Annotated in this window: 20 protein-coding genes and 3 pseudogenes; 6 read left to right on the top strand and 17 right to left on the bottom strand. The window is 65.6% G+C overall.

Translation table 11 applies throughout. The annotated features are described in order from the left end of the window. Positions 1-4 precede the first annotated feature (4 nt). A pseudogene (locus BW737_RS04755) lies at positions 5-1290 on the bottom strand (adenylosuccinate synthase). Positions 1291-1499: 209 nt separating this feature from the next. On the opposite strand from BW737_RS04755, the gene BW737_RS04750 reads away from it, so the two are divergent. Further along, entirely contained in the window at positions 1500-2792 is a 1293-nt protein-coding gene (locus tag BW737_RS04750; RefSeq protein ID WP_257210481.1) for a hypothetical protein, read from the top strand. A gap of 211 nt (positions 2793-3003) precedes the next feature. Here the strand turns inward: BW737_RS04750 and BW737_RS04745 are convergent, their stop codons facing one another. The 4 genes from BW737_RS04745 to BW737_RS04730 form a co-directional block, all read right to left on the bottom strand. Beyond that, positions 3004-3576: a MusI family membrane protein gene (locus BW737_RS04745; protein WP_338063865.1), complete on the bottom strand. Its 573-nt coding sequence runs from the start codon at positions 3574-3576 to the stop codon at positions 3004-3006. Between the two features lie 14 nt (positions 3577-3590). After that, a complete protein-coding gene (locus BW737_RS04740) occupies positions 3591-4451 on the bottom strand; it encodes a carbohydrate ABC transporter permease (protein WP_176760762.1) in 861 nt (286 codons plus the stop codon). Positions 4452-4495: 44 nt separating this feature from the next. After that, on the bottom strand, positions 4496-5341 hold the full coding sequence (locus BW737_RS04735) for a carbohydrate ABC transporter permease (RefSeq protein ID WP_086614951.1): 846 nt from the start codon (positions 5339-5341) through the stop codon (positions 4496-4498). 147 nt (positions 5342-5488) lie between these two features. Continuing rightward, positions 5489-6832, bottom strand: a complete 1344-nt coding sequence (locus tag BW737_RS04730; protein WP_086614952.1) for an ABC transporter substrate-binding protein — start codon at positions 6830-6832, stop codon at positions 5489-5491. A 361-nt stretch (positions 6833-7193) separates the two neighbouring features. Here BW737_RS04730 and BW737_RS17750 point away from each other — a divergent pair, with 361 nt between their 5' ends. The 3 genes from BW737_RS17750 (at position 7194) to BW737_RS04715 (ending at position 8967) form a co-directional block, all read left to right on the top strand. Continuing rightward, positions 7194-7337, top strand: a complete 144-nt coding sequence (locus BW737_RS17750) for a hypothetical protein (RefSeq protein WP_257210480.1) — start codon at positions 7194-7196, stop codon at positions 7335-7337. Further along, entirely contained in the window at positions 7334-7729 is a 396-nt protein-coding gene (locus BW737_RS04720) for a type II toxin-antitoxin system VapC family toxin (RefSeq protein ID WP_086614953.1), read from the top strand. The genes BW737_RS17750 and BW737_RS04720 overlap by 4 nt, the downstream gene beginning before the upstream one ends. Before the next feature lie 251 nt (positions 7730-7980). Next, positions 7981-8967 carry a hypothetical protein gene (locus BW737_RS04715; protein ID WP_143233272.1) on the top strand — a complete coding sequence of 329 codons (987 nt, stop codon included), beginning with the start codon at positions 7981-7983 and terminating at the stop codon, positions 8965-8967. Between the two features lie 111 nt (positions 8968-9078). On the opposite strand, the gene BW737_RS04710 is transcribed toward BW737_RS04715, so the two are convergent. The 10 genes and pseudogenes from BW737_RS04710 to fbaA all read right to left on the bottom strand — a co-directional run bounded on the left by BW737_RS04710 (position 9079) and on the right by fbaA (position 17507). Next, on the bottom strand, positions 9079-9672 hold the full coding sequence (locus BW737_RS04710) for a hypothetical protein (RefSeq protein WP_086614955.1): 594 nt from the start codon (positions 9670-9672) through the stop codon (positions 9079-9081). Next, a complete protein-coding gene (locus tag BW737_RS04705) occupies positions 9669-10496 on the bottom strand; it encodes a DUF7224 domain-containing protein (protein ID WP_143233271.1) in 828 nt (275 codons plus the stop codon). The genes BW737_RS04710 and BW737_RS04705 overlap by 4 nt, the downstream gene beginning before the upstream one ends. Before the next feature lie 111 nt (positions 10497-10607). Further along, the gene (locus BW737_RS04700; protein WP_218961779.1) at positions 10608-11330 is read right to left on the bottom strand and encodes an ABC transporter ATP-binding protein; all 723 of its coding nucleotides are present in this window, start codon (positions 11328-11330) and stop codon (positions 10608-10610) included. Positions 11331-11539: 209 nt separating this feature from the next. Then, positions 11540-11764, bottom strand: coding sequence for a hypothetical protein (locus tag BW737_RS04695; RefSeq protein ID WP_086614958.1), 225 nt, complete (start codon positions 11762-11764; stop codon positions 11540-11542). A gap of 282 nt (positions 11765-12046) precedes the next feature. After that, the gene (locus tag BW737_RS16045) at positions 12047-12220 is read right to left on the bottom strand and encodes a hypothetical protein (RefSeq protein ID WP_180272057.1); all 174 of its coding nucleotides are present in this window, start codon (positions 12218-12220) and stop codon (positions 12047-12049) included. 275 nt (positions 12221-12495) lie between these two features. Further along, entirely contained in the window at positions 12496-13242 is a 747-nt protein-coding gene (locus BW737_RS04685) for a response regulator transcription factor (RefSeq protein WP_086614960.1), read from the bottom strand. A 76-nt stretch (positions 13243-13318) separates the two neighbouring features. After that, positions 13319-14422: a sensor histidine kinase gene (locus BW737_RS04680; RefSeq protein WP_086614961.1), complete on the bottom strand. Its 1104-nt coding sequence runs from the start codon at positions 14420-14422 to the stop codon at positions 13319-13321. A gap of 464 nt (positions 14423-14886) precedes the next feature. Further along, positions 14887-15063, bottom strand: coding sequence for a hypothetical protein (locus BW737_RS16040; RefSeq protein WP_180272056.1), 177 nt, complete (start codon positions 15061-15063; stop codon positions 14887-14889). Between the two features lie 153 nt (positions 15064-15216). Continuing rightward, the gene (locus tag BW737_RS04675) at positions 15217-16245 is read right to left on the bottom strand and encodes a hypothetical protein (protein WP_143233270.1); all 1029 of its coding nucleotides are present in this window, start codon (positions 16243-16245) and stop codon (positions 15217-15219) included. Positions 16246-16460: 215 nt separating this feature from the next. Further along, a pseudogene (gene fbaA, locus BW737_RS04670) lies at positions 16461-17507 on the bottom strand (class II fructose-bisphosphate aldolase). Positions 17508-17762: 255 nt separating this feature from the next. On the opposite strand from fbaA, the gene BW737_RS04665 reads away from it, so the two are divergent. Then, on the top strand, positions 17763-18194 hold the full coding sequence (locus BW737_RS04665; RefSeq protein WP_086614963.1) for an Hsp20/alpha crystallin family protein: 432 nt from the start codon (positions 17763-17765) through the stop codon (positions 18192-18194). A gap of 74 nt (positions 18195-18268) precedes the next feature. On the opposite strand, the gene BW737_RS04660 is transcribed toward BW737_RS04665, so the two are convergent. Next, on the bottom strand, positions 18269-19015 hold the full coding sequence (locus BW737_RS04660) for a TrmH family RNA methyltransferase (RefSeq protein ID WP_086614964.1): 747 nt from the start codon (positions 19013-19015) through the stop codon (positions 18269-18271). A gap of 115 nt (positions 19016-19130) precedes the next feature. Here BW737_RS04660 and BW737_RS04655 point away from each other — a divergent pair, with 115 nt between their 5' ends. Next, positions 19131-20717 (top strand): SIR2 family protein, encoded by a 1587-nt coding sequence (locus BW737_RS04655; RefSeq protein ID WP_086614965.1) that lies wholly within the window; start codon positions 19131-19133, stop codon positions 20715-20717. Positions 20718-21048: 331 nt separating this feature from the next. Here the strand turns inward: BW737_RS04655 and pyrE are convergent. Then, positions 21049-21617: pseudogene (pyrE, locus tag BW737_RS04645) on the bottom strand (orotate phosphoribosyltransferase). Positions 21618-22187 lie beyond the last annotated feature (570 nt).

Here is a 22187-nt window from a genome sequence, read left to right as displayed (position 1 = left end):
GCGCTCAGCCGAGCAGTTGGTGGCGAGTGATAGTGGCCTCGCGGCCCGCGCCCACCCCGATCGCGGAGATGCGGCAGCCGGCGAGCTCCTCAATGCGCAGCACGTAGTCGCGGGTGGCGGCGGGCAGGTCGTCGAAGTCGCGCACGCCGGTAATGTCCTCGCTCCAGCCGGGCAGCTCCTCGTAGACCGGCTTGGCGTGGTGGAAGTCCGTCTGGGTCAGCGGCATCTCGGAGGTGACCTCGCCGTCGACGTCGTAGGCGACGCACACGGGGATGGTCTCATGCCCGGTGAGCACGTCGAGCTTGGTCATCACCAAGTCGGTGAGCCCGTTGACGCGGGCGGCGTAGCGGGTGACGACGGCGTCGTGCCAGCCGCAGCGGCGCGGACGCCCGGTGGTGACCCCGTACTCGCCTCCCTCGGCGCGCAGCCGCTCCCCCATGCGTCGGTGAGCTCGGTGGGGAAGGGCCCCTCGCCCACCCGCGTGGTGTATGCCTTGACCACGCCGACGACGGCGTCGATGCGGGTGGGGCCCACGCCGGTGCCGGTGCAGGCGCCCCCGGCGGTCGGGTTGGAGGAGGTGACGAAGGGGTAGGTGCCGTGGTCGATGTCGAGCATGGTGGCCTGGCCGGCCTCGAACAGGACAGTCTTGCCGGCGTCCAGGGCCTGGTTAAGCAGCAGGGAGGTGTCCACCACCATGGGGCGCACGCGCTCGGCGTAGGACAGCAGTTCGTCAGCGACGGCGTCGGGGTCGATGGCGGGCCGGTTGAAGACCTTCAGCAGCAGGCTGTTCTTCTGGTCCAGCGCGGAGTGGACCTTCTGGCGCAGGATCGACTCATCGAACAGGTCCTGCACGCGCAGGCCCACGCGGTTCATCTTGTCCGCGTAGGTGGGGCCGATGCCGCGGCCGGTGGTGCCCAGCTGGCGGGCGCCCAGGAAGCGTTCGGTAGTGCGGTCCATGACCCGGTTGTAGGAGGGGATCAGGTGGGCGTTGGCGGAGATCTTGAGCGCGGAGGCATCCTTGCCGCGGGAGGTGATCTCCTCGATCTCCTGGAACAGAACCTCCAGGTCCACCACCACGCCGTTGCCGATCACGGGGGTGACCCCGGGGGTGAGGACGCCCGCGGGCAGAAGGTGGAAGGCGAAGGTCTCGCCATCGATGACGACGGTGTGCCCGGCGTTGTTACCGCCGTTGAACTTCACCACGTAGTCGACGCCCTGACCGAGCTGGTCGGTCGCCTTGCCCTTTCCTTCGTCTCCCCATTGAGTCCCGACGACGACGACGGCTGGCATTGCTACTCCCTGACTGAGTGAGTGCCCCTAAGGACAGGCGCGGCCTGGGCGCGCCGCGGACAGCCTACCGGAGCGCCACGCGCCGCAACCTGCCGGGGCCGACTGGTGGACGACCGGCTTCGGCAGGCGGCGCGTCCACGCCTTGGGAAGCGAAGCAGCGGAAGGGTGGGGAGTTGCGACACTTAATGATAATCATTACCGTTTGCGGCATGAGAACTCTCCCCCACCTCAGTGCTCTTACTCTGGCCGCCGCAGCGGCGTTGACCATGACCCTGGCCGCCTGCGGCTCGTCTTCAGCGGGCGGCTCCGACTCCCTAGCCACTGCCGACGCGCAGACCGCCACGGCGCCGTCGGAGAAACCGGTGGAGGTCAGCGACGTGGACCCCCGCGCCGCCATCACCTACGACGGCGGCATCCAGATCGTCGATACCTCCGACGGCTCCGTTGTAGCCGATATCAAGAAGGAGGGCTTCCTGCGGCTCAACCCAGCCGGGGACGGCCGCCACGTGCTCGTCTCCTCCTCCGAAGGGTTCGAGGTCCTGGACCTGGGGATGATCGTCAAGCCCCACGGGGACCACAACCACTACTACACCACTACCCCGAAGCTCACCGGCTCGGTAATCGCGGCGGACAAGCCCGGGCACGTCGTCACCCATGCCGGAAAGACGGCCGTGTTCGACGACGGCACCGGCACTGTCACTGTCTTCGAGACCGACGCGCTGGAGGACGGTCAACTCAGCTCCGACGAGCTGACCAGCTTCAAGACGAACGATCCGCACCACGGCGTCGCCGTCCCCCTGACCAGCGGGAGCATCCTGGTGACCGAGGGGACCGAGGACGAGCGTCACACGGTCCACGAGCGCAAGGCGGACGGGAGCATCGGTGCCGAGTCCACCGACTGCCCCGGCGTCCACGGCGAGGCCACCGCCCAGGGCGAGGACGTGGTCACTTTCGGCTGCACCAACGGGTCGGTGGTGTTCCGTGACGGGCAGTTCCACAAGGTGCCGGTGCCGGAGGAGTACCAACGCAGCGGCAACCAGTTCGGCTCCTATGACTCTCCCTACGTCCTGACCGACTACAAGACCGTCGAGCCCGTTGACGGTGCCGAGCCGGAGCACCCCACGCGGGTTGGCGTCATCAATACCACCGATGCCACCACGAAGACCGTGGAGCTGGGCTCGGCCTACTGGTTCCGCTCCTTCGGCCGCGGCGAGGCGGGCGAGGGCGTGGTCCTGACCAACGATGGCAAGCTCAACATCATCGACACCGCCACGGCCGCGGTAACCAAGCAGGTCGACGTGGTCACGTCCTGGACGGAGAATGAGAACTGGCAGGAGCCCGGCCCCAATGTGAAGACGGCCGGAGACTTCGCCTATGTCACTGACCCCGCCACCAAGCAGCTGCACCTGGTGCAGATCTCCACCGGCACGCTGCTGTCCAGCCTGGATCTGAGCGTGGTGCCCAACGAGATGACGGTAATCGACGCCGAACTGAAGCACTGAGGCCCGGACTCCCGGCACCGGACCCTTACCGGCACCGCCGTCGGCCGCATCAGGCGTCCCGACGCTCCGGCCGTGGGAGACTCTCACGGCCGGAGCGCCGGGACGTCAACGTGTTCGCCGTATCTACCGATCTGGGCACGTAACTTCTACCGATCTCGGCGAGTACGGGCGGCGTCGCGCAGGCGGTCGATCACGGGCCGCTGCACCAGGGTCATGAGGTAACCGATGAAGCGACGCCGAGCAGCACCATGAACCAGCCGGCGGCGGCGCGCGCGCCAGGCAGGGCCGCCACCACGACTACGGGAACAGCAAGCAGCAGCAGGCATACCGCGGTGCGACCGAGCGCCCCGACGGCCAAGCGCGCCGCGTTGGCTACGTGCGCGCCGACGGTGTTGTCAAAGAAGGCGACCAACGGAACCAGCCAGGTCAGGACGGCGATGATGAGCAGCGCCCCGGCGTCGACCAGCCCGGTCAGGGCAGTTCCACCCAGCTGGGACAGCGACAGGTTCATCCATGCCGCTAATCCCCCGGCTGCCAGCGTCGGCAGCCACCAAGCCAGTGACTGGACCAGATTGGTGCGGAAGGAGCGCCACCAGGTGCGCACCGTGTAGGTGTCCTCATCTCGCGCCATTTCCATCACCACGCGGGCGCAGGCGGTAAGCGCTGCGCCCGCGGTGATGATGGGCAGGCACCCCAGCAGGGTGAGCAGGTTGACGACGACGAGGTCGGCGGCAGCAGACCATGCCCGGTAGAAGGCCGAGTCGGGTCTCAGGAAGCCGGGCATGGCTTAAGGCCGGCTCAGCCCTTGACGGCGCCGGCGGCGACGCCCTCGACGATGTACTTCTGGCCGAAGGCGTAGAAGATGACGATGGGGACGATGGCCAGCACCAGCATGGCCATCTGCGCGCCCATGTCGCGGTTGCCGTTGGAGCCGACGAGCATCTGGATGACGATCGGGATCGTCTTGTAGCGCTCGTCCTGGCCGATGACAAGGTTGGGCAGGAGGAAGTCGTTCCACACCCACATGGCGTTCAGCACTGCGACCGTCACCGCGGTCGGCTTGAGCAGCGGCATCACCACGCGGAAGTAGCTCTGCAGCGGGGAGCAGCCGTCCATGTAGGCGGCCTCCTCGATCTCCAGCGGCACGGACTTGATGAAGCCGGCGAACAGGAAGACCGACAGGCCGCCGCCGAAGCCCAGGTACAGGACGATCATGCCCCAGGGCGTGGCCAGGCCAAGCATGTCGGCGATCTTGACGGTCGGGAACATGACCAGCTGGAACGGGGCGATCATGGAGAACGCGAACAGGTAGTAGATCAGGGAGGTCCACCAGGTCTTGACGCGGGTGATGTAGTACGCGGTCATGGCGGTCAGCAGCACGATCACGGCCACCGAGCCGACGGTGATGAACAGTGACCACCCCAGGGCCCGGGCGAAGCCGGACAGCTGCAGACCGGTGATGTAGTTGGCGACTCCCGCGAAGGTCTCGCCGGTGGGCAGTGAGAAGGGCGAGTCGGAGATGTAGAACTTGCCCTTGAATGAGTTGATCAGGATGAACAGCAGCGGAATGATCCAGATCAGCGTCAGCACCGTGAGGAAGCCGGTGAGCAGGTTCTGGCCCACGGTCTGCTTGCGACGGGCGGGCTTGGAGGGCCGCATCGGCTTGATGGCGGTGGGGCCCATGGGGGCGAGGGTCTCGGTGCTCACGCTTCAACCTCCTTGGCGCGGGTCGCGCGCAGCTGCAGCACGGCGATGACGGTAACGATGATGAAGAAGATGACGGCCTGCGCCTGGGCGATACCCTGCTTGCCGACCTGCTTGTACATCAGGTCCACGATGTTCAGTGCCGCCATCTGCGTCTGCTTGAGCGGCGCACCGTTGGTCAGGGCCAGGTTCTGGTCGTACATCTTGAAGGTGTTGGCCAGGGTGAGGAACAGGCAGATGGTGATGGAGGGCATGACCATGGGGATGGTGACGTTGCGCAGCGTCCCCCACTTGCCGGCGCCGTCGATCTGCGCCGCCTCGATCAGCTCCGGAGGCACGTTCTGCAGGCCGGCGATGTAGATGATCATCATGTAGCCCATCAGCTGCCAGTTGATCAGCAGCACCAGTCCTGCCATGCCCAGGCGCCAGTCATTGACGATGGTCTGACCCCAGTGGCGCAGGATCGCGTTGAGCATGACCTGCCAGGTGTAGCCCAGCACGATGCCGCCGATCAGGTTGGGCATGAAGAACACCGAGCGGAACAGGTTGGTGCCGCGCAGCTTGCGGGTGAGCAGGTAGGCCAGGGCGAAGGCGCCCAGGTTGACGGTGATGATCGAGATGGCCGAGACGACGGCGGTGAAGCCGAGGGCCTTGACGAACCCGGTGTTGCCGGTCAGGGCCGTCTGGTAGTTGTCAAAGCCGACCCACTTGGCGTTGGTCAGCGTGGTGAACTTGGTCAGCGACAGGTACAGGCCCATGAAGAAGGGCACGATGAAGGCGATCAGGAAGGCGATCAGTGTGGGGCCGGTGAATACGAGGAAGTACTTCTTGAGTGACTTGGTCATGAGTGTCTCGAGGGGTTCACGGGGTCTGGAGCTGCGGCACCGGGCCGCCGACTGGTGACGGCGGGCGGCGCCCGGCAGTGTCACCGGGCGCCGCCGTCGTCGTTTCTCGCTCAAGCGAGAGGCCGATCAGCGGCCACTCGGAGCGGATCAGGAACTCTTCTCGGCCTTCCACTCCTCGACGAAGTAGGTCTTGACGTCGTCCCAGGTCTTCTTACCGGTAGCGTACTGGGACAGGTGCTGGCCGACCTGGTCCTTGAAGTCCTGGCTCGGGTAGGTCTGGAAGACCCAGTTGATCGGGTACAGCTCGTCGTTGTTCATGTACTCCACAACCTCGGCGCCGAGCGGGTCGGCGGGGGCGAGCTCGGCGAAGGCCGCGTAGGGGGCGGCGGGGGCCACGGAGTTGTCGGTGAGCAGCTTGGCCCCCTCGGCGTTGGTGAACAGCCAGTTGAGGAAGTCGATGGAGGCCTGCTGGTCGGCCTCGGAGGCCTGGGAGTTGATCGAGAGGAAGTTCTCGGTGCCCAGCGCGATGCCGGACTTGTCCTCGCCGTCCACGCCGATGTAGATCGGCATGAAGTGGATCTGGTCCTCCTTGACGACGTTGCCGTCGACCTCGGCGATCTGGGACCAGGCCCAGTTGCCGTTCTGGACCATGGCGGCCTTGCCGAGGGCGAACTCGGCCATGGAGTCGGAGACGCTCTTGGCGGAAGCCTCGGAGGGGGCGACCGTGGAGTTGTTGAGGTACAGGTCGAAGATCTGCTGGTAGTTGTCCGAGTAGGTCAGCTCGAGGTCGGGGGTGTCGGTGACGCCCTTGTCCTTGAACTCGTAGTAGACGGGGTAGTTGGACAGGTGGGTCTGCCAGCGCCAGTCCTCACCGGGGGTGAGGGAGGTGGAGGCGAAGACGCCGTCGATGCCCAGGTCGTCCTTCTTGGACTGCATGTCCTCGACGACCTCCTTGAGCTTGTCGAAGCCCTTGATCTCGTCGATGGAGGAGGCCTTGGCTCCGTCCGTCGCGAAGTACTTGTCCATGATCTCACCGTTGTAGATCAGGCCGTAGCCCTCGATGGTGAGCGGGGAGCCGTAGACGGTGCCGGCGTCGTCGGTCAGGGCCAAGGAGGTGTCGGTGAGGGCCTTGACGAAGTCCGTGTCGGACAGATCCAGGGCGTAGTCCTGCCAGGTGGCCAGGCCGACCGGGCCGTTGATGTTGAAGATTGTGGGCGGGTCAGACTTGGCGACCTCGGTCTGGAGGGTCTGCTGATAGGTACCGGAGGCGGCGGTGACCACCTTGACCTCGACACCGGTCTTCTCCTTGTAGGTGGCGGCGATGGTCTTGAAGGCGTCCTCGGACTCGGGCTTGAAGTTGAGGAAGTAGACCGAGCCGGTGCCCGAGTCGCCGGAGCCGGAGTCGGACCCGCTGGAGCAGGCGGCAAGGGTCGCGGCGAGCGCGACCGCCGCAGAGCCACCGAGCATGGAGCGACGGGTAATGGGTCGCATTGATTGTCCTCCCTTGGACACGGAGTTGCCGGGCCGAGGCCCGGGTAGAGAGCAACTGCCAATCGTGAGCCATGGACCGCGGAACGGCCCACAGCGCGACGGCGATGACGCGTCCATTACACACGAGACCCTGCCCTGTTGCAAGCCTTGCAAGCCCAATTCGGGCAATTCGCGGATCTACGCAGGGTTTTGTGCAGGCTCGCGACGCAATCCTGTAACCGTTTTGCAAAGACGGCGGCACCCATTGCAGGCCTCAGTCCGAGAGGTATGATTCTGGTATGACTCAGAAGATTGCGGTGAGTCTCCCGGATGAGCAGGTCAGCTCCATAAGGCGCGCGGTGCACAGGGACGGGCGGCATCTGTGTCCGGTTACATCAGCTCGGCGGTCGCCCGCGCCGAACGCGAGGACGGCCTGACCGAGCTGCTCGATGACCTGGATCGCGAACTAGGCCCGGTCGACGACGCCGACCTGGCCTGGGCCGACCGCGCTCTGGGCCTGGCGTGAACACCGACGGCGAGGTCGCGGGCCTGACCCTGGACACCGGGGCGCTGCTGGCGCTCGAGCGCGGCGACGCCAGAATGCGGGCCCTGCTGCGCCGGGCGGTCGACGCCCGGATCGCACTGGCAGTACCCGCCGGCGTAGTCGCCCAGGCGTGGCGAGGAGGACCCCGGCAGGCGCGAGTCGCCCGCCTACTCGGCGACCCCGCGGTTCAGGTCATCCCGCTGGACGATGTGACGGCGCGGGCGGTGGGGCTGCTGTGCGGCCGCAGTGGACACCCCGACGTCGTCTACGTCCATGTGGCGCTGCACGCCCGCAAACATGGCCACGCGGTGGTGACCTCCGACCCGGGCGATCTGCACGCCGTCGACCCCAGGCTGCACCTCATCGCCGTATAACCCGCCGACGACGTCGGCCCGCCGCCACGGTTCTCCCTACCGCCGACCGGACAGCCAGGGACATCTCGCCTACTACGACCCTTTGCTCCCTGCTGCGAGCCTTTGCACCCTGGTGTGCGGGTATACCCATCGGAGCAGGGTGCAAAAGTTCGTACCAGAGGTGAAGGACGTGTTCCTGCTGCACGTCCCGAGCCTGCATCGGCGGACATGGGCTGCAGTGCCCATTGCCCGTGATTACGCGGCCGAAGAGGATGCGGCGCATGTCCACTCCCATCGAGGTATCCGGCAATGTCGCGCACCGCCTGGCTGGCCGACGCACTGCTCCGGAGCGAGCTGCGCTCGCGCTCATCGTCATGACAATGCTGATAACCCTTCTGGTCGTGGTTGACCACGTCAGGCGGAGCAGGCCCGAGGTCTCCACCGGAGGAGACGGGCCGGACGCGATCTGGGAATTGGTCGAGGCCCTCAGCAACATGAGCGGCTGGCTGTACACCACGCTCGTACTTGAGACGGTCGGGCTGGTACAGCTCATGAAGCACCGACAGGCGAGCGCGGCCGTAGCGGGATTGTGGGTCAGCGGACCGCTTACGTACGCGATCGCGTTCACAGGAACAGATGAGGCATTTCAGGTAATGGGGAAAAGCGTTGGTGGCGACGTCGCCCTGTTGGTGGCCTTGCTCGTCGCGGTAATCCCGACCGGCATTACCGCCGCGGTGGCGGGACGGCGGATGCCCCGGCCCCGCCCCGTGTCCGTCGCGTTGGGCCTGGGGGTGTCACTGTTCCTGCTCGTCTTCTCCGCGATTCAGCTGATCCGAGGATGGCTCAATTACCAGTATGTAGCGAGCCTCTGCTGGTACGCGCCCGTGCGAATCGACGCGGCGGTGGGCCCATGGCTGTCCACGGAGGTCAACCTGAACGGCTCCGAACACGGTCTGCCGTTCATCGGTGCCGGTGGCGTGATGCTGGTCGCGGTGTTCCTACTCGCGCTGCTGGCCGTGACGGCGTCGGCCTTCCGGATTCGAGGGCTGTTCCTGGCAGGGGCGGTGGGTGGACCGGTAGCCCTGCTGATTCACCATGTAGCGGTTTGGGTGGTGTCGAACAGCGCTCTGTTCGGCCGGGGATCGCAGTGGATGCCGTTGGCGATCCTCGTCCTGCAATCCGGGATTCTGTTAGCGATGTCCCTGGCTGCCCGGTCGGCGGTAGGGACAACCGTGGCGCCGGTGACAGCCGGCTCATAAGACGCTGGAGTGCACCAACCGGCTGATGCGAGCCTTTGCACCCTGGTGTGCGGGTATACCCATCGGAGCAGAGTGCAAAAGCTCGTACCAGAGGTGAAGGGCGTGTTCCTATCATGGGCGCGGCAGACCGAGCTCCCCGCGCCAGCGGCGGGCGCAGACGAGCAGGCCGACTGCCAGCAGCCCGACGGCGACCAACCAGGACGTCAACACAGTAGCGGGCGCCTGCCCCCAGTTCCACGACGCGGGCACTCCCGCCGGGTGCCCGAACCAGGCGATGACGAAGAATCCCGCCAACGGTCCGATTGCCGCCAGGGATTCGCGGAGGATGCCGGCGGCCAGCAGTGCCAGGCCGAGCCAGGCGAGGTAGGCGCGCCCCGCCTCCAGGGCGCCCATGCCCGAACGGGGCAGGGACGCCGCCACCACGAGCACCAGACCCAGCGCCCCCATGCCCGCCAGGTGCAGCCACCTGGCCCGGGCGACGACGCCGACGTCCCCGCGGTCCATGGCGGGCACCGGGGAGGCCAGGCTGCCGACCGCCAGTACCGCGATGAAGGCGTCGAGCACGAGCAGGTAGGGCACCGCCACGGGGTCGCCGCGGGATACGAGCGTCAGCATGTTGGTGCCGCTCACTGCGCTGATGGCTGCGAGCATCGCCATGAGCACGCAGGCCGCGAGCAGCCTGCGGGAGCGCACGTAGAGCCTCATTGGCACTGCTCCGCGGCAATGTCACGCATGGTGTCGAGGCGCTCTTGCATCCAGGCGTCCTGCGTGGCCGCATCGGACTTGGCTATGCGTGCGATCTCCGCGTGGTCGATCGCTCTGGTGTCCCCCATGCCCGCGGGGCGGCTGTCGGCCGCCTGCAGGCGCAGCTCGAGCAGCCCCTGGAGTTCTCCGAACGCCCGATAAAAGTCCTCCACGCCAGGATCCGCGTCCGTCGGCAGGCAATCGACCGACACCGCCGAGCCGACGATGATTCCCGCCAGGTCGTCGGCGGCGAACCAAACGGAATCGGACTCGATGATGAAGCTCGACGCCCCCGGCTCCAGCCCGTACGCGCTGACGTGTTCGGGGAGCTCCAGGCCGAGCGCATCCGCCTGGGCACTGGCCCGTTCGGCGAGCGTGGCCAGCGCGGGCAGCCGGGCGGCGTCCTCGGGCCACACGCACAGCCGCAGCTGCGTATCGGTGCACACGGGATGTTCGGGAATAGCCCGCTCGACCGTCAGCGGCGGACCGGTCAGCACGAGGCCGGCCCCGAGCACGCACACCGCACAGCCCGCGGTGACGGCCACTCGGGTTCGCCGCGGCCACGGGAAGCCGGTGCGCTCACGACGGGCTCGCAGAGCGGCGAGCAGACCCGGCAGCGCCAGAGCGGCGGCAATCACAATCGCGGCCTCAACGGCGGCGAGCGTCACCCCTGCGGGTGTCAATTCCACCCAGGCGTGGCCGGAGAGGAAGATACGGGTCAAGCGGCTCTCCGGCGTGCCGACACCCGTGCCCTGGGTAATAGCGAGCCTGAGGAAGCAGGCCACACACCCTGCCACTGGTGACGGTCACTGAGCATCAGGCCACCAGCCCCGCGGCGGCCAACGGCGCTATGCGCACCAGCAGACAGCGGCGCATTTCGATGCGCAGCACGCCGCTCATGACTGCTCCTGACTGAGCACGCTCATGTAGCCACGCTCGAGCTGGTTGTCTCCGGGGGCGTCGGATGTTGCCCTCGCCTCCGACTCCGCCGTGGTGCCGCGGAAGCGGACCTGCCCGGCGTCGAGCACCATGATCTCGTCACTGAGTGCGCGCACGTCCTCGACCAAGTGGGTGGCCAGCACAGTGGCGGTGTCTTCGAGCTCCTCGACCAGGGCGCGGAAGGCGATGCGCTGAGCGGGGTCCAAGCCCACGGTCGGCTCATCGAGGAGCAGCAGGGCCGGGCGGCTGACGAGAGCGGCGGCCAGGTGCACGCGCTGCACCATGCCGCCGGACAGGGTGCGCAACGGCCGTTTGGCCTGCGCCGCCAGCCCCACACGGTCGAGCGCGTTCATGCAGGGCTCCCGCCGCCCGCGTGTGGGCAGGCCCTTGGCCCAGGCCGCGTACTCGACCGTGTCGAGAGCACTGAATCCCGGGACCGACGCCGGGCGCTGGGGCATCAGCGCGAGCCGACGGCGGGCCCGACGGGCGGCAGAGGTGTCGGTAACCAGAGTGCCGCCGACCGTCACCTCCCCGGTGCTCGGCGCCAGCTCACAGGCCATGATCGACATCAGCGTGGTCTTGCCGGCGCCGTTGGGGCCAAGCAGGCCGAGCACTCGCCCCACACCGACCTCCAGATCGAGCGGGGCGAGTGCCTGAAGCCTGCCGAATTCTCGCGACACCTGGTCCAAGGTGACGACCGGCCGGGTATCTTCACGCGACCGTTTGCCTTGGCGGTGCTGGGTGCCTGGCCCATCCGACGTCAGCGTCTCCATGTTTCGGTTGTACGCCGATTCCCCGGGCCCAGCCATGCGGGAATCCCCTGACCAGGCCCTGATTCACCTGCCGGACTCACAGGGTGATTCCAGTCGCGTCCAATCGGACGGAAGTCTCAGTCGTCTCGGTGGCTCATCCAATACAGGTAGGAGTACACCCCGATAACCGCAAAGCCCAACGGGAAGAGCCAAGTGCGAAGAGCCAACCAAGAATCAAGAGACAACCCCGTGAGTGTTAGTCCCGTGATGATTCTGGCTACCAGCAGCACCCAGAAGAACTGCGCAACCAACCGCCATGCCGTCAGCCGACGGCGCTGCACACGTCCGCTAACAGCGGTCATCTGCGACCTCCTTTGTAAACGCTTTCCATTATAGTGGGCGCCTCACGGTTCCGCCCATGCCTGCTCAGACCTTCCGGTGCGGGGTATGTCAGGGCTGTCTGGGATCGATTGCGCTTGGATGTGGGAGCCGAGGGGTTCGGTCGTGGAGCGGCAGTAGCCCGCTTACGTCGCGCGAACCGGGGCCGGGGCGCACCTCCCGGCGCCCGTCCTCCCCGCATCATCGCATCCGTGTCCCGAGCTATCGCGCTACCGTACGAGCTTTTGTTCTCCTGGCCAGAGCTGTCAGTCATCCCGGTGACGCATCCAGTACAGGTAGGAGTACACCCCGACGACGGCGAAGAAAAGCGGATACCCCCAAGCGCGGGGCGTCAACCAGGCCTCAGTCGACCTCAGGTTGTCGCCGTCAATGAGCCCTAGTATCACCCTAGCCAACAGCAGCCCCCAAAAGAACTCCACCGCAAGCCGCCACATCGGTGGCCTACGGCGCTGAGGCGCCATCGAGTTCACAACTCTCCTCTGCAGGTGAAAGCTGCGGCGGCCAGCTGCACGCCGAATACCACACGTCCCGCACCCTTGACCGACATGATGATTCTCCTTTGAAAAACAGTCACCTGCTCATCGACCAACCGCCGGCCGATGCAATACGAGGGTATGACTCATCCCTCACCTGGAACACCGACAAATGTCAGTAACCTTGCTGCGCCCAGCGGGAGCGAGAACCGCCAAGGCTGCTACTTACGCCCCACTCTGCGACTCGGCCGATGCCATCGCGCTGAATCGTCCGCCACCAGCCCGAGGCGGTTGGCCTTGACCGCGAGTTCGGTGCGAGAGGAGCAGTTCAGGGTTTGGAGAATCTCCGAGAGGTACGTGCGCACGGTCGACTCTGTTCGCCCCGTCTTTGCTGCCACCTGCCGGTTGCTCAGGCCTCGCGCCACAAGATTGAACACCTCGGCATAGCGGGAAGAGAGCGCATCGACGCCACGGATGAACTCGGCGTTGGCCTCCCGCTCTACGGCCCGCCGCCGCAGGCCCTGCGCCGCGACTTCGAGCGGCTCCGGTCCCAGAACCGTCTTGCCCGTCACGGCATCCCGTACGCCGACGACGATCTGCTCGATGTCCATGTCTTTGGTGAGGAATCCGCGCGCCCCCGCCCCCAGAGCCTCCTCCAGGCGGGCCTTGTTCTCAAAGGCGGTCAACATGACCACGACGACCCCGGGATGGCGCGTAGCAATCGCCCGAACCGCCTCGACGCCGTCCATCCGGGGCATCTCCACGTTAACCAGCGCCACATCCACCCGGTGCAGGTCGAGTTCGCGCAGCGCGGCGAATCCGTCCTCGACGGCGGCCACTAGTTCGATCCCTGGTTCATCGGAGAGCATGGCCGCGTAGCCCTCACGAACAAGGACATTGTCCTCCGCAAGCAGCACACGCAGAGGACCGCTTCTCGAGGAAGGCGCGGTATTGGATGAGGCGGTCATGTCGCCAGTCTCCCCCCAGTGTCACCGACAGACTCCACTCCCACAGGGACGTCGGCTTCGCCGTCCGGGTGCGCGCCTAAGCTACCGGCGCAGTCACTCCAAGCAACCAACGATCGCCTGCGGGGCCGTAAACAACCTTGCCGCCCAGGCGCGCCGCACGCATGGCCAAACCGCTGAGACCAGTGCTTCCGCTCATGCCCTGCCTGCGCATCTCTTCTATTGTGGCCGACTGCCCGTCACCGGCCTGCCTGGCGGAGGAAATCTCAAGGTTGACATGCTCACCAGTCTGCTCGACTTCTACCACTACCGTTGATCCACTCGGTGCGTATTTGAGGGCGTTGATGGTACCCTCACGCAGCGCCAATACCAGCAGGGTCTGCGACGGATGATCAAGATCTCCCAGCAGCACGTCCCACGGTACGGACGTGGCAACCTCAAGCAGGACTCCTCGCGATTCCAACATCCGGCGACACTCCGAGATCGCGGTGTGCAAGTCCGTATTCTCGCGTTCCGTCACGGAATCCGGTGTACGCAACCCATCCATGAGTCCGCGAAGATGCTTCATGGCCTGCTGCCCGGAATCCACAATGGCATGTGCACGGTCCCCTTCGGAACCGGCGGGCAGGTCCCGGGCAAGACTCTGCCCCGCCACCACGACCTGAGCAAGGTCCGTTGCGATCGAGTCATGTAGTGTCAACGCGATCTCGGAGCGAACCCGCAGTTCCTCATTTTCAAGCTCCAAGCGTAGCCGAGCCTCTCTCTCCGCCAGTTCAGCGAGCCTGTGCTCGTACTGCCGCAGTGCCATGCCAACAATCACCGCAATCGACATCAGCAATGCTTGCGCTTGCAGGAACCACATGAGGTCTCCAGCAGAAGCGGCACCAACCAATGTGTGCGTTATGACGGCGACTGCTGCGGCAATGTCCCAGCGCCGGGATAACCAATCCACCACAACAAGCAATAGCGCGAGCGAGGCAGCCGCGACATTCGCAGACAATACCTCATCAGCGATGGCACAGACGACGATCAGTACTCCGGCGAACCGCGGATACCAGCCCAACAGCAGGGAACCGGAGACCATGAGAGTGGTCAGTGCGGTACGCAACGCAGCAGACTTACCATCGTCCCAGGCACCCAGGTCCATACCCAATGCGACCGCTGCAATGATCGCATAGGACACTCTTTTCCCTAGGGTCGTCCTGACGGCAGCAAATGGGCGCCCAACCACCCGTCCCGGCATCATTTTTGGTTGCTACAGCACTGAGGCAACACTCTACACAGCAGCCCACGGGTACTGTCTGTATCGCTCCCCCGCGAGTAAGCCTCCCATATTGCCAAGCCATCTGCTGCCACCGGCTCCGCCGTCACTACTGGCGCCGCACCGCCCACCAGCGCCGCCACCAGTAGCATCCCAGCCGTAGCTCGCTTCATCGTGGCGTGCTCCCTTCATCTCATCATCGAGCGTTGCCTGTGGTCATTTTCCACGGCGAGCCGCGCCGGCGCCATCGACGAATGTCGGCGTCCGCCTGTAGCCCACCCCATCCTCCGGAGCACAGGGCCAAGGCCCAGACCCAGCTCAGGGCATCGATGAGCCGATTCTCCCACGCCGGCGGCGAGCGCAACACGCCTCGTCAGGTGGTTTTCTCAGTCGTCTCGGTGGCGCATCCAGTACAGGTAGGAGTACACGCCCATGACCCCGAAGAACAGTGGATATAGCCAGACACGCGGGGTGAGCCACGCCTCGATGGACAGCAGGTTGCCGTTTTCCAGCCCCAGCAGAACTCGCGCCACCATGAGCGACCACAGGAACTGCGCGGCCACTTGCCAGGCCGTCGGCCGACGGTGCCGTGTGCTTTCGCCGGTGACGCTCTTGGGACTCTCCTTAGGCCGGGCTCACTAGTGTACTCGGCAACTCCGCGCCGCGGGAGGGCCACCGTTCCAGGAGGTACACATGCCCTCCAGCGCCCCGCGCCGCTACCGTGGCGCGACGACGAAGTGCCTCGGAGCGGTGAACCACTGGCGCGCCGCAGGCGTTACTGCGGCCAAGGACATTGCCAACAGAATCCCGGGACCCAAGACAGTCAAGCCCATCCACGGCAAGCGCCAGCCGGACAGGATATCGGCATAAACCGCCCAAACCGCCAGGTGATGAACCAACAGCACGACCGGCCCGCCGATCGCCCCTGCTATGAACGCTCTCCACATCCGGGTGCTCCATGCGATCACGGCCAGCATCCCGAAAGCGCACGCCGCCACCAGCACCACGCCTCCAACCCCGAGGAAGGGCAGTCCGTAAACAACATCAGCATCGATGATCATTGGGAACAGCCACAGCCCGATCTCCAATACTCGCCCCCCTTCCGGAGCTATCGCTTCCCAGAAGGCGAACCACACCAGGCTCAGCGACGCGCGCCCAAACTCGATCACCGCCAACAACAACAAGAACAGGGATGCTCCTACCCCCACGGATACAGCAGCAGGTTGAGCACGCATACCCCTGCGCCCCGCCATCACCGCCGCGACGCCCGTCGCGATCACCAGCGGCAGCAGCACCAATCTCAAGGCAGCCCCGACAGAGCTCCCGCCCAACACAGTCACCTCGGACTGAGAATAGGCCACACTCGTTGCCAAGTCTGGGAGGATCGGCACACCGAGACCAAGCAGCCCTGCCGCCGCGCTCGCCGGCCGCCGCCGCCGCATTTGAGCCAGAGCCACCACCTCCAGCGCTACCGCGACGAGCAGCCAGCCGGGCTGGTCCAAGAGTCCGTAGATCAGCACCATGACTATCGCGTACGGGTTCCCACTCGCGTTAGCTACAACAAGCGATCCGATCGCTATCAGGGCGAGCACCAACGTCGTCATGAACGTCAAGAGGAGCAGCACGAGCGCGACGATCTCCTCGGTGCTGCGCGGAGAAGGCGGGTTCTGCGTACGACGCATTTGGGCCGACGGCGAGAATCCGCCCGGCACACCAGGCCCATGAAAACTACTGGAAACGCTCATGGGTGAAATGTTCTTCCCCAATGATCTCGGCGCGCAACGGTGACCACTGCCCATGGGAACAGACACCGTGCCGCCGCGACACCAGACCGAGCGGAACGGTCCCCACCAAACGCGGCTGCGGCCCCGGCACCGCACGGGTGCCGGGGCCGCAGCCGATGCTCACGCTTCCCGGAGACGAGGCACGCCGCCTGGGCGCGCCGTCGTCGTCGGGCCGATCAGCGCTTGGCGGAGCCGACGGAGCCGAGGCGCTCGCAGGCCTCAACCACGCGGGCGGCCATGCCCTCCTCGGCGGCCTTGCCCCAGGCGCGCGGGTCGTAGGTCTTCTTGTTGCCGACCTCGCCGTCGATCTTGAGCACGCCGTCGTAGTTCTTGAACATGTGGTCCACAACCGGACGGGTGAAGGCGTACTGGGTGTCGGTGTCGACGTTCATCTTGATGACGCCGTTGCGCACCGCGGTCGCGATCTCCTCGTCGGTGGAGCCGGAGCCGCCGTGCATGACCAGGTCGAACGGAGAGTCCTTCACGCCGACCTTGGTGGACAGGCGGTCGCCCAGGCGGGCGGCGACGTCCTTCTGGATGTCGCCGAGGATCTCCGGGCGCAGCTTGACGTGGCCGGGCTTGTAGGAGCCGTGCACGTTGCCGAAGGTCAGGGCGGTGATGTAGCGGCCGTTCTCGCCCAGGCCGAGGGCCTCGATGGCGCGGAACGCGTCGTCGGCCGTGGTGTACAGGTTGGCGTTCTCGGCACCGGTGATGCCGTCCTCCTCGCCGCCGACGGCGCCGATCTCGATCTCCAGGACGGTGTTGGCGGCCTTGGCGCGGGCCAGCATGTCCACGGCGATGTCGATGTTGTCATCCAGGGACTCGGCCGAGCGTCCCACATGTGGGAGTTGAACATCGGCAGCTCGCCGCGCTTGACCTGCTCGGCCTCGATCTCGAGCAGCGGGAGGATCCACGGCTCAAGCATCTTCTTGGGGCAGTGGTCGGTGTGCAGACCGATCGTCACCGGGTAGAGGTCACCAACGGCGCGGGCGTAGGCCGCGAAGGCGATGGAGCCTTCACCCGGTCGAGGCGGGAGGAGCCGGACCAGTAGCGGCGCCGCCGTTGGAGATCTGGACGATTCCGTCGGACTCGGCGTCGGCGAAACCCTTGAGCGCTGCAGACAGGGTCTGCGAGGAAGTGACGTTGATCGCGGGGATGGCGTACTTGCCGGCCTTGGCACGGTCAAGCATGTCGGCATAGGACTCCGGGGTTGCAATGGCCACTGGGTGCCTCCTGATGAAAGTGAATTGTCAGTGGTGCGGTGCTGATTCTGTCACGGATTCGCGTGCGCGTGAACCGGATCATGGTTCTGTTTGGTCGCACCGTCCCGCTACCCGCCGGTTTCACCGTTGGCGATGACTCGGATCACTTCGGCGTCAGGAGGTCCACAATTGAGCCACCGGCGGTCGGCGAGCAAGGACGCCGCCACCGTTCGACTCTCGGAACCACCGAGGCCGTAACCACTGGAGGTGGTTGACATGGCAACAACATCCTTCGACCCGTTCCGCGATCTGGACCGCTGGCTGACTGGCGGACTGGTGCGCACACCCGCGTCCGTGGGCATGCCGCTGGACCTGTACCGCGAGGGCGAGACCTTCGTGGCCCGCATCGACCTGCCCGGCGTGGACCCGGCGACGATCGACGTCGACGTCGAGGACCGCACCCTGACTGTGCGCGCCGAGCGCCCGGCGCACGAGGCCGAGGGTGTGCAGTGGCTCGCCCATGAGCGCCCGACCGGCACCTTCGCCCGCCAGCTGACGCTGGGTCACGGGCTGGCACTGGACCGCATCTCCGCCCAGTACACCGATGGCGTGCTCACGCTGACGATCCCGGTGGCCGAGGAGGCCAAGCCGCGCAAGATCGAGGTCACCCACGCACCCGCCGACCACCCGGTCATCGAGGCCGAGTAGAGCTGATACGACGCGCCCGCGCTGGCGGTACGGAACCGGTCGGCGCCGTCGTCCCTCCCGGGCCCGTGCCCGACTCAGTCTGGTGCGGGTCCGGCGTGCTGCAGCACCCAGGTGTGCATGGCGACGGCGGCCGCCGCGGCCACATTGATGGAGCGGGTGGAGCCGTACTGGCCGATCCGCAGCACCCGTGAGCAGCGCTCCAGCAGCGCGGGGCTGATGCCCTCCCCCTCGCTGCCGAACACCATCAGGCAACGCTCCGGCAGCACGGCCTCCTCCAGCAGGCCCGCCCGCGGGCCGTTGTCGATCCCGATGACCTCGTAGCCGGCATCGGCGGCCCAGGCCAGCAGCGCGTCCGGCTCGGGATGGTGGCGCACGTCCAGGTAGCGGTTGGTGACCATGGCGCCGCGCTTGTTCCAGCGGTGGCGCCCGATGATGTGCACGGCGGCGACGTTGAAGGCGTTGGCGGTGCGCACAATCGAGCCGATGTTGAGGTCCTGGGAGAGGTTCTCCACGGCCACGTGCAGCGCATGGGCGCGGCCGGCCAGATCGGCGCGGATGGCCTCCACGGTCCAGTAGCGGTAGCGGTCGACGACGTTGCGGCGGTCGCCGTCGGCCAGCAGTACCGGGTCGTAGCGGGGGTCGTCGGGCCAGGCGTCCGGTCCCCCGGGCCAGGGGCCGACGCCGACCTCACGCGGCACGCGCTCCACCTCCGGCCGCGCGTCTGGCCCGGGCGACTCCGGGCGGTCGGCGGCGTCGATGACGTCTGGGATGCCCGCGCCACCGGCGTCACCTACACACCGTTCACCTCGGTAACCCGACATTATCTGCCCCCTGCCAGTACACCACATACGACCACCTCAACGATCGCACCCGCGGTAGCTTAATAACCGTCCTACTGACACGGCCTTAACATGACGACGTCATCCAAGGAGTCCCATGGCCTTCCCCGACATCACCCGGGAGCTGATCGATCGCATCGTCACACCTCCAGACAAACTGATCTTTCTCACCGGTTCGGGAGTCTCCTACGAGGCGGGCTACCCCACTTGGGACGAGTTCGTAATCAACCTGCTGGTGGGCTCGGGCGCACTGCCGGATCGAGACTCCGCGCGCGGATACCTCGCCGCTGTCGGCAACAGACAAGTCATCGCGGAAGGCGCCCGCGCGGCATGCTACGACGACTCACGTAGACGCGGACAAAACCCGGACGACGCCTGGTTACTGCTAGTAGCCCGCGCGCTGCATCCCGCCAACACCCCCGATGACGCCATCGCACCTCCAACCACCCTGCATCACATTCTCGCTAGGCACGCGACCACTCACGGGCTTCCGATCCTGACTACCAATTTCGATCTGCTACACGAAGGAGCCGCATCAGACTTTAACAGATCAGAGGTTTTTGTTCGAGACGATTTCCAACTGGGCGAATCTTTCATCAACTACGATAGTAGAGACGACAGTTATCGCCCTACGGTATTTCACCTGCACGGTTATGTTGATGACACAATGTCACAGGAGGGCGGAACTCTCACAGGATTCACGTCCGCCAACCCCATAGTAACCCAGTCCGACTACAATAAAGTACTGCGCGACAGGAGCAGTTGGCAACTCGAATTACTGAAGGCGATCAGAGCATCTGGATTCAGCCTGTTCATAGTCGGACACTCACTGACGGACCACGATCTACAGGCATGGTTCGAAGCGATACGAGACTCCGCATCCAACTCACACAGCAGTGACGACTCAACATCTCCCACCGAGAGCGTACCTCTGGGCTACCTGGTGATCGCGAAGGAGAGCCTAGGACGGCTACGAGATCTGGGGGACGCCGATTTCGCGGAATACCGCCGACTTCTTGAACAGCAGTGGGAACAACTCGGCATCACGGTGCTTATCACGGAACACTTTTCTGACGCAACGACGCTAATCGAGGAACACCTGTATCGCTATGGTGCCGGCTCCACCTCCCGCAGCGGCCACCAGTCACCCCAAGAACGCGTTTCTCACATCTTCAACAGCATTGTCAGCGGCAACCGTCTCGAGACTACATCCCGAGCGCTCGCCAGATGCGCCACGCTAAACCTGGAGGACGACCGGCTTGCACGGTCAGACGTCTCGGTATGGCTTGCCGACGGCTCCCATCAACTGCACAGGATCGGCAAGCAAGGACACGTCTTCCTGATTCCGGAGGTCGTCAAGACGATAGGCACCCGACCAGGCAGTATGTGGGTAGCAGCACAGGCGCTTCATTCTGAAACACAGCAAGTGGAGACGAAAGACATAGAGCATTGGGACGCAATTCTTGGACAGCGCGTGACAATCTCCCAGCCGGACAAACCACCAACCGTATGCGGATCCGTCACGATCGCAGTCCAACTCGCAGATGATGCTGACGCCGGTCCGAAAAACGCCCAGGATCTCGCGGATGCCATAGTCGATGACCACGCCCTGCACGATTACCTTGATAAGCTCATCAAGGACGTAGCCGATGTTCTTGAAGGCCAGGTAGGGCCCCTCGCCTAGACGCCCCGAGTCATGTATCCTGATTTAGTCTCTTAAGGAGCAGACATGACGATGATGATGCAGCCTCTACCGCAGTCACCGAACCAGCCCGCACAGGAAGAGCGTGTTGTCGCCGTCCCGGTCACTAGCGACGGAACTCGGTTCCGTCTGGTGACCGTACGTACCGGCCGCCGCAACATTCGCATGCAGCCCAAGCCGCAACGCACCGAACCGCAGTCGAGGACGGCGAAAAGCGCCTGACCGTCGCCGATTCGTAGCTGATGGATGTCTGCTGGCCCGCTGATGCGCGGACAGCCGGTAACGTGACGCCTGGCCCATGCGGTCGGCGACGTCAGTCAAGTCCCAGGTCCGCAAGTCCGAGAGCGGCGTAGTAGGGCAGGCCGGCGGCTCGATCCGCTCGCGTGCCCCGGTGGCGCGGTCCACGATCACGGCGACGGCGAGCACGTTGGCGCCCGCCTCGCGCAGCGCGGCGACGGCCTCCAGCGGGGAGCCGCCGGTGGTGGAGGTGTCCTCCAGGACGACGACGTTGCGGCCGGCGACGTCGGGCCCCTCAATGCGGCGCTTCATACCGTGATCCTTGGCGGCCTTGCGCACCACGAAGGCGTCCAGGTCGAGACCGCGGGAGGCGGCCGCGTGCAGCATGGCGGTGGCGACGGGGTCGGCGCCCATGGTGAGCCCGCCGACGGCGTCGACGTCCTCGGTACCCAGGCCGGCCTCCTCCAGCATGTCGAGCATGACGTGGCCGATGAGGGGGGCGGCCTCGTGGTGCAGGGTGGCGCGGCGCATGTCCACGTAGAAGTCGGATTCCAGCCCGGAGGCGAGGGTCACCTTTCCGCGGACGACGGCGAGTTCGCGGATGAGTTCGGCCAGGCGGGCGCGGTGGGAGTCGTTGGCGATCACGTCGGTACTCACGCCACCAAGGCTAACCCGGCGGTGGCTGCTGGACGATTCAGTCCGGGGTGGGCCGGGGCGTTTACTACGCCGGTTGTGCGTCAGCAACGCCGGTTAACGGTCTGCTGTATGCCCCACAAGCTTCAACAGACCGTTAACCGGCGTTGTTAACCTCGAAGTAGCGTTGCAGATGTCCTCACCAGCGAGCCGGGAGACCCAAGCAGTCAACTCCGGCGTGGCGAGCCGACCCGACACCCTTACGCACGCGTACTGCCGCTCCCCTCGCAGCACCCCGGCCACCATCACAACCTCAAACCGGCTCTTCCGGTTTGGGGTGTGGTGGGCTCGGCTGGGCGTGTATGGGTCGACGGTGGTGCCAGTCAGGGGTGGTTAGGTCCTGGTCGGGTGAGTGCTCCCGGGGGTGGCGCACGCTCAATCACCTTGCGGCTCTGACCGGTCAGCGGGTTTTGCCTGGTATTTCAAGGTTCTTGGTTTTGGGCACGCGGAGGTTGGCCGGCTCCCATGTGCGCCGCGGGGGTCGCCGCACATGGGAGCCAACTACACCGTTCATCAGTTGAC

The organism is Actinomyces ruminis, from assembly GCF_002154335.2.
Lineage (GTDB): Bacteria > Actinomycetota > Actinomycetes > Actinomycetales > Actinomycetaceae > Actinomyces > Actinomyces ruminis.
This window is presented reverse-complemented; position numbering and strand designations above follow the sequence as displayed.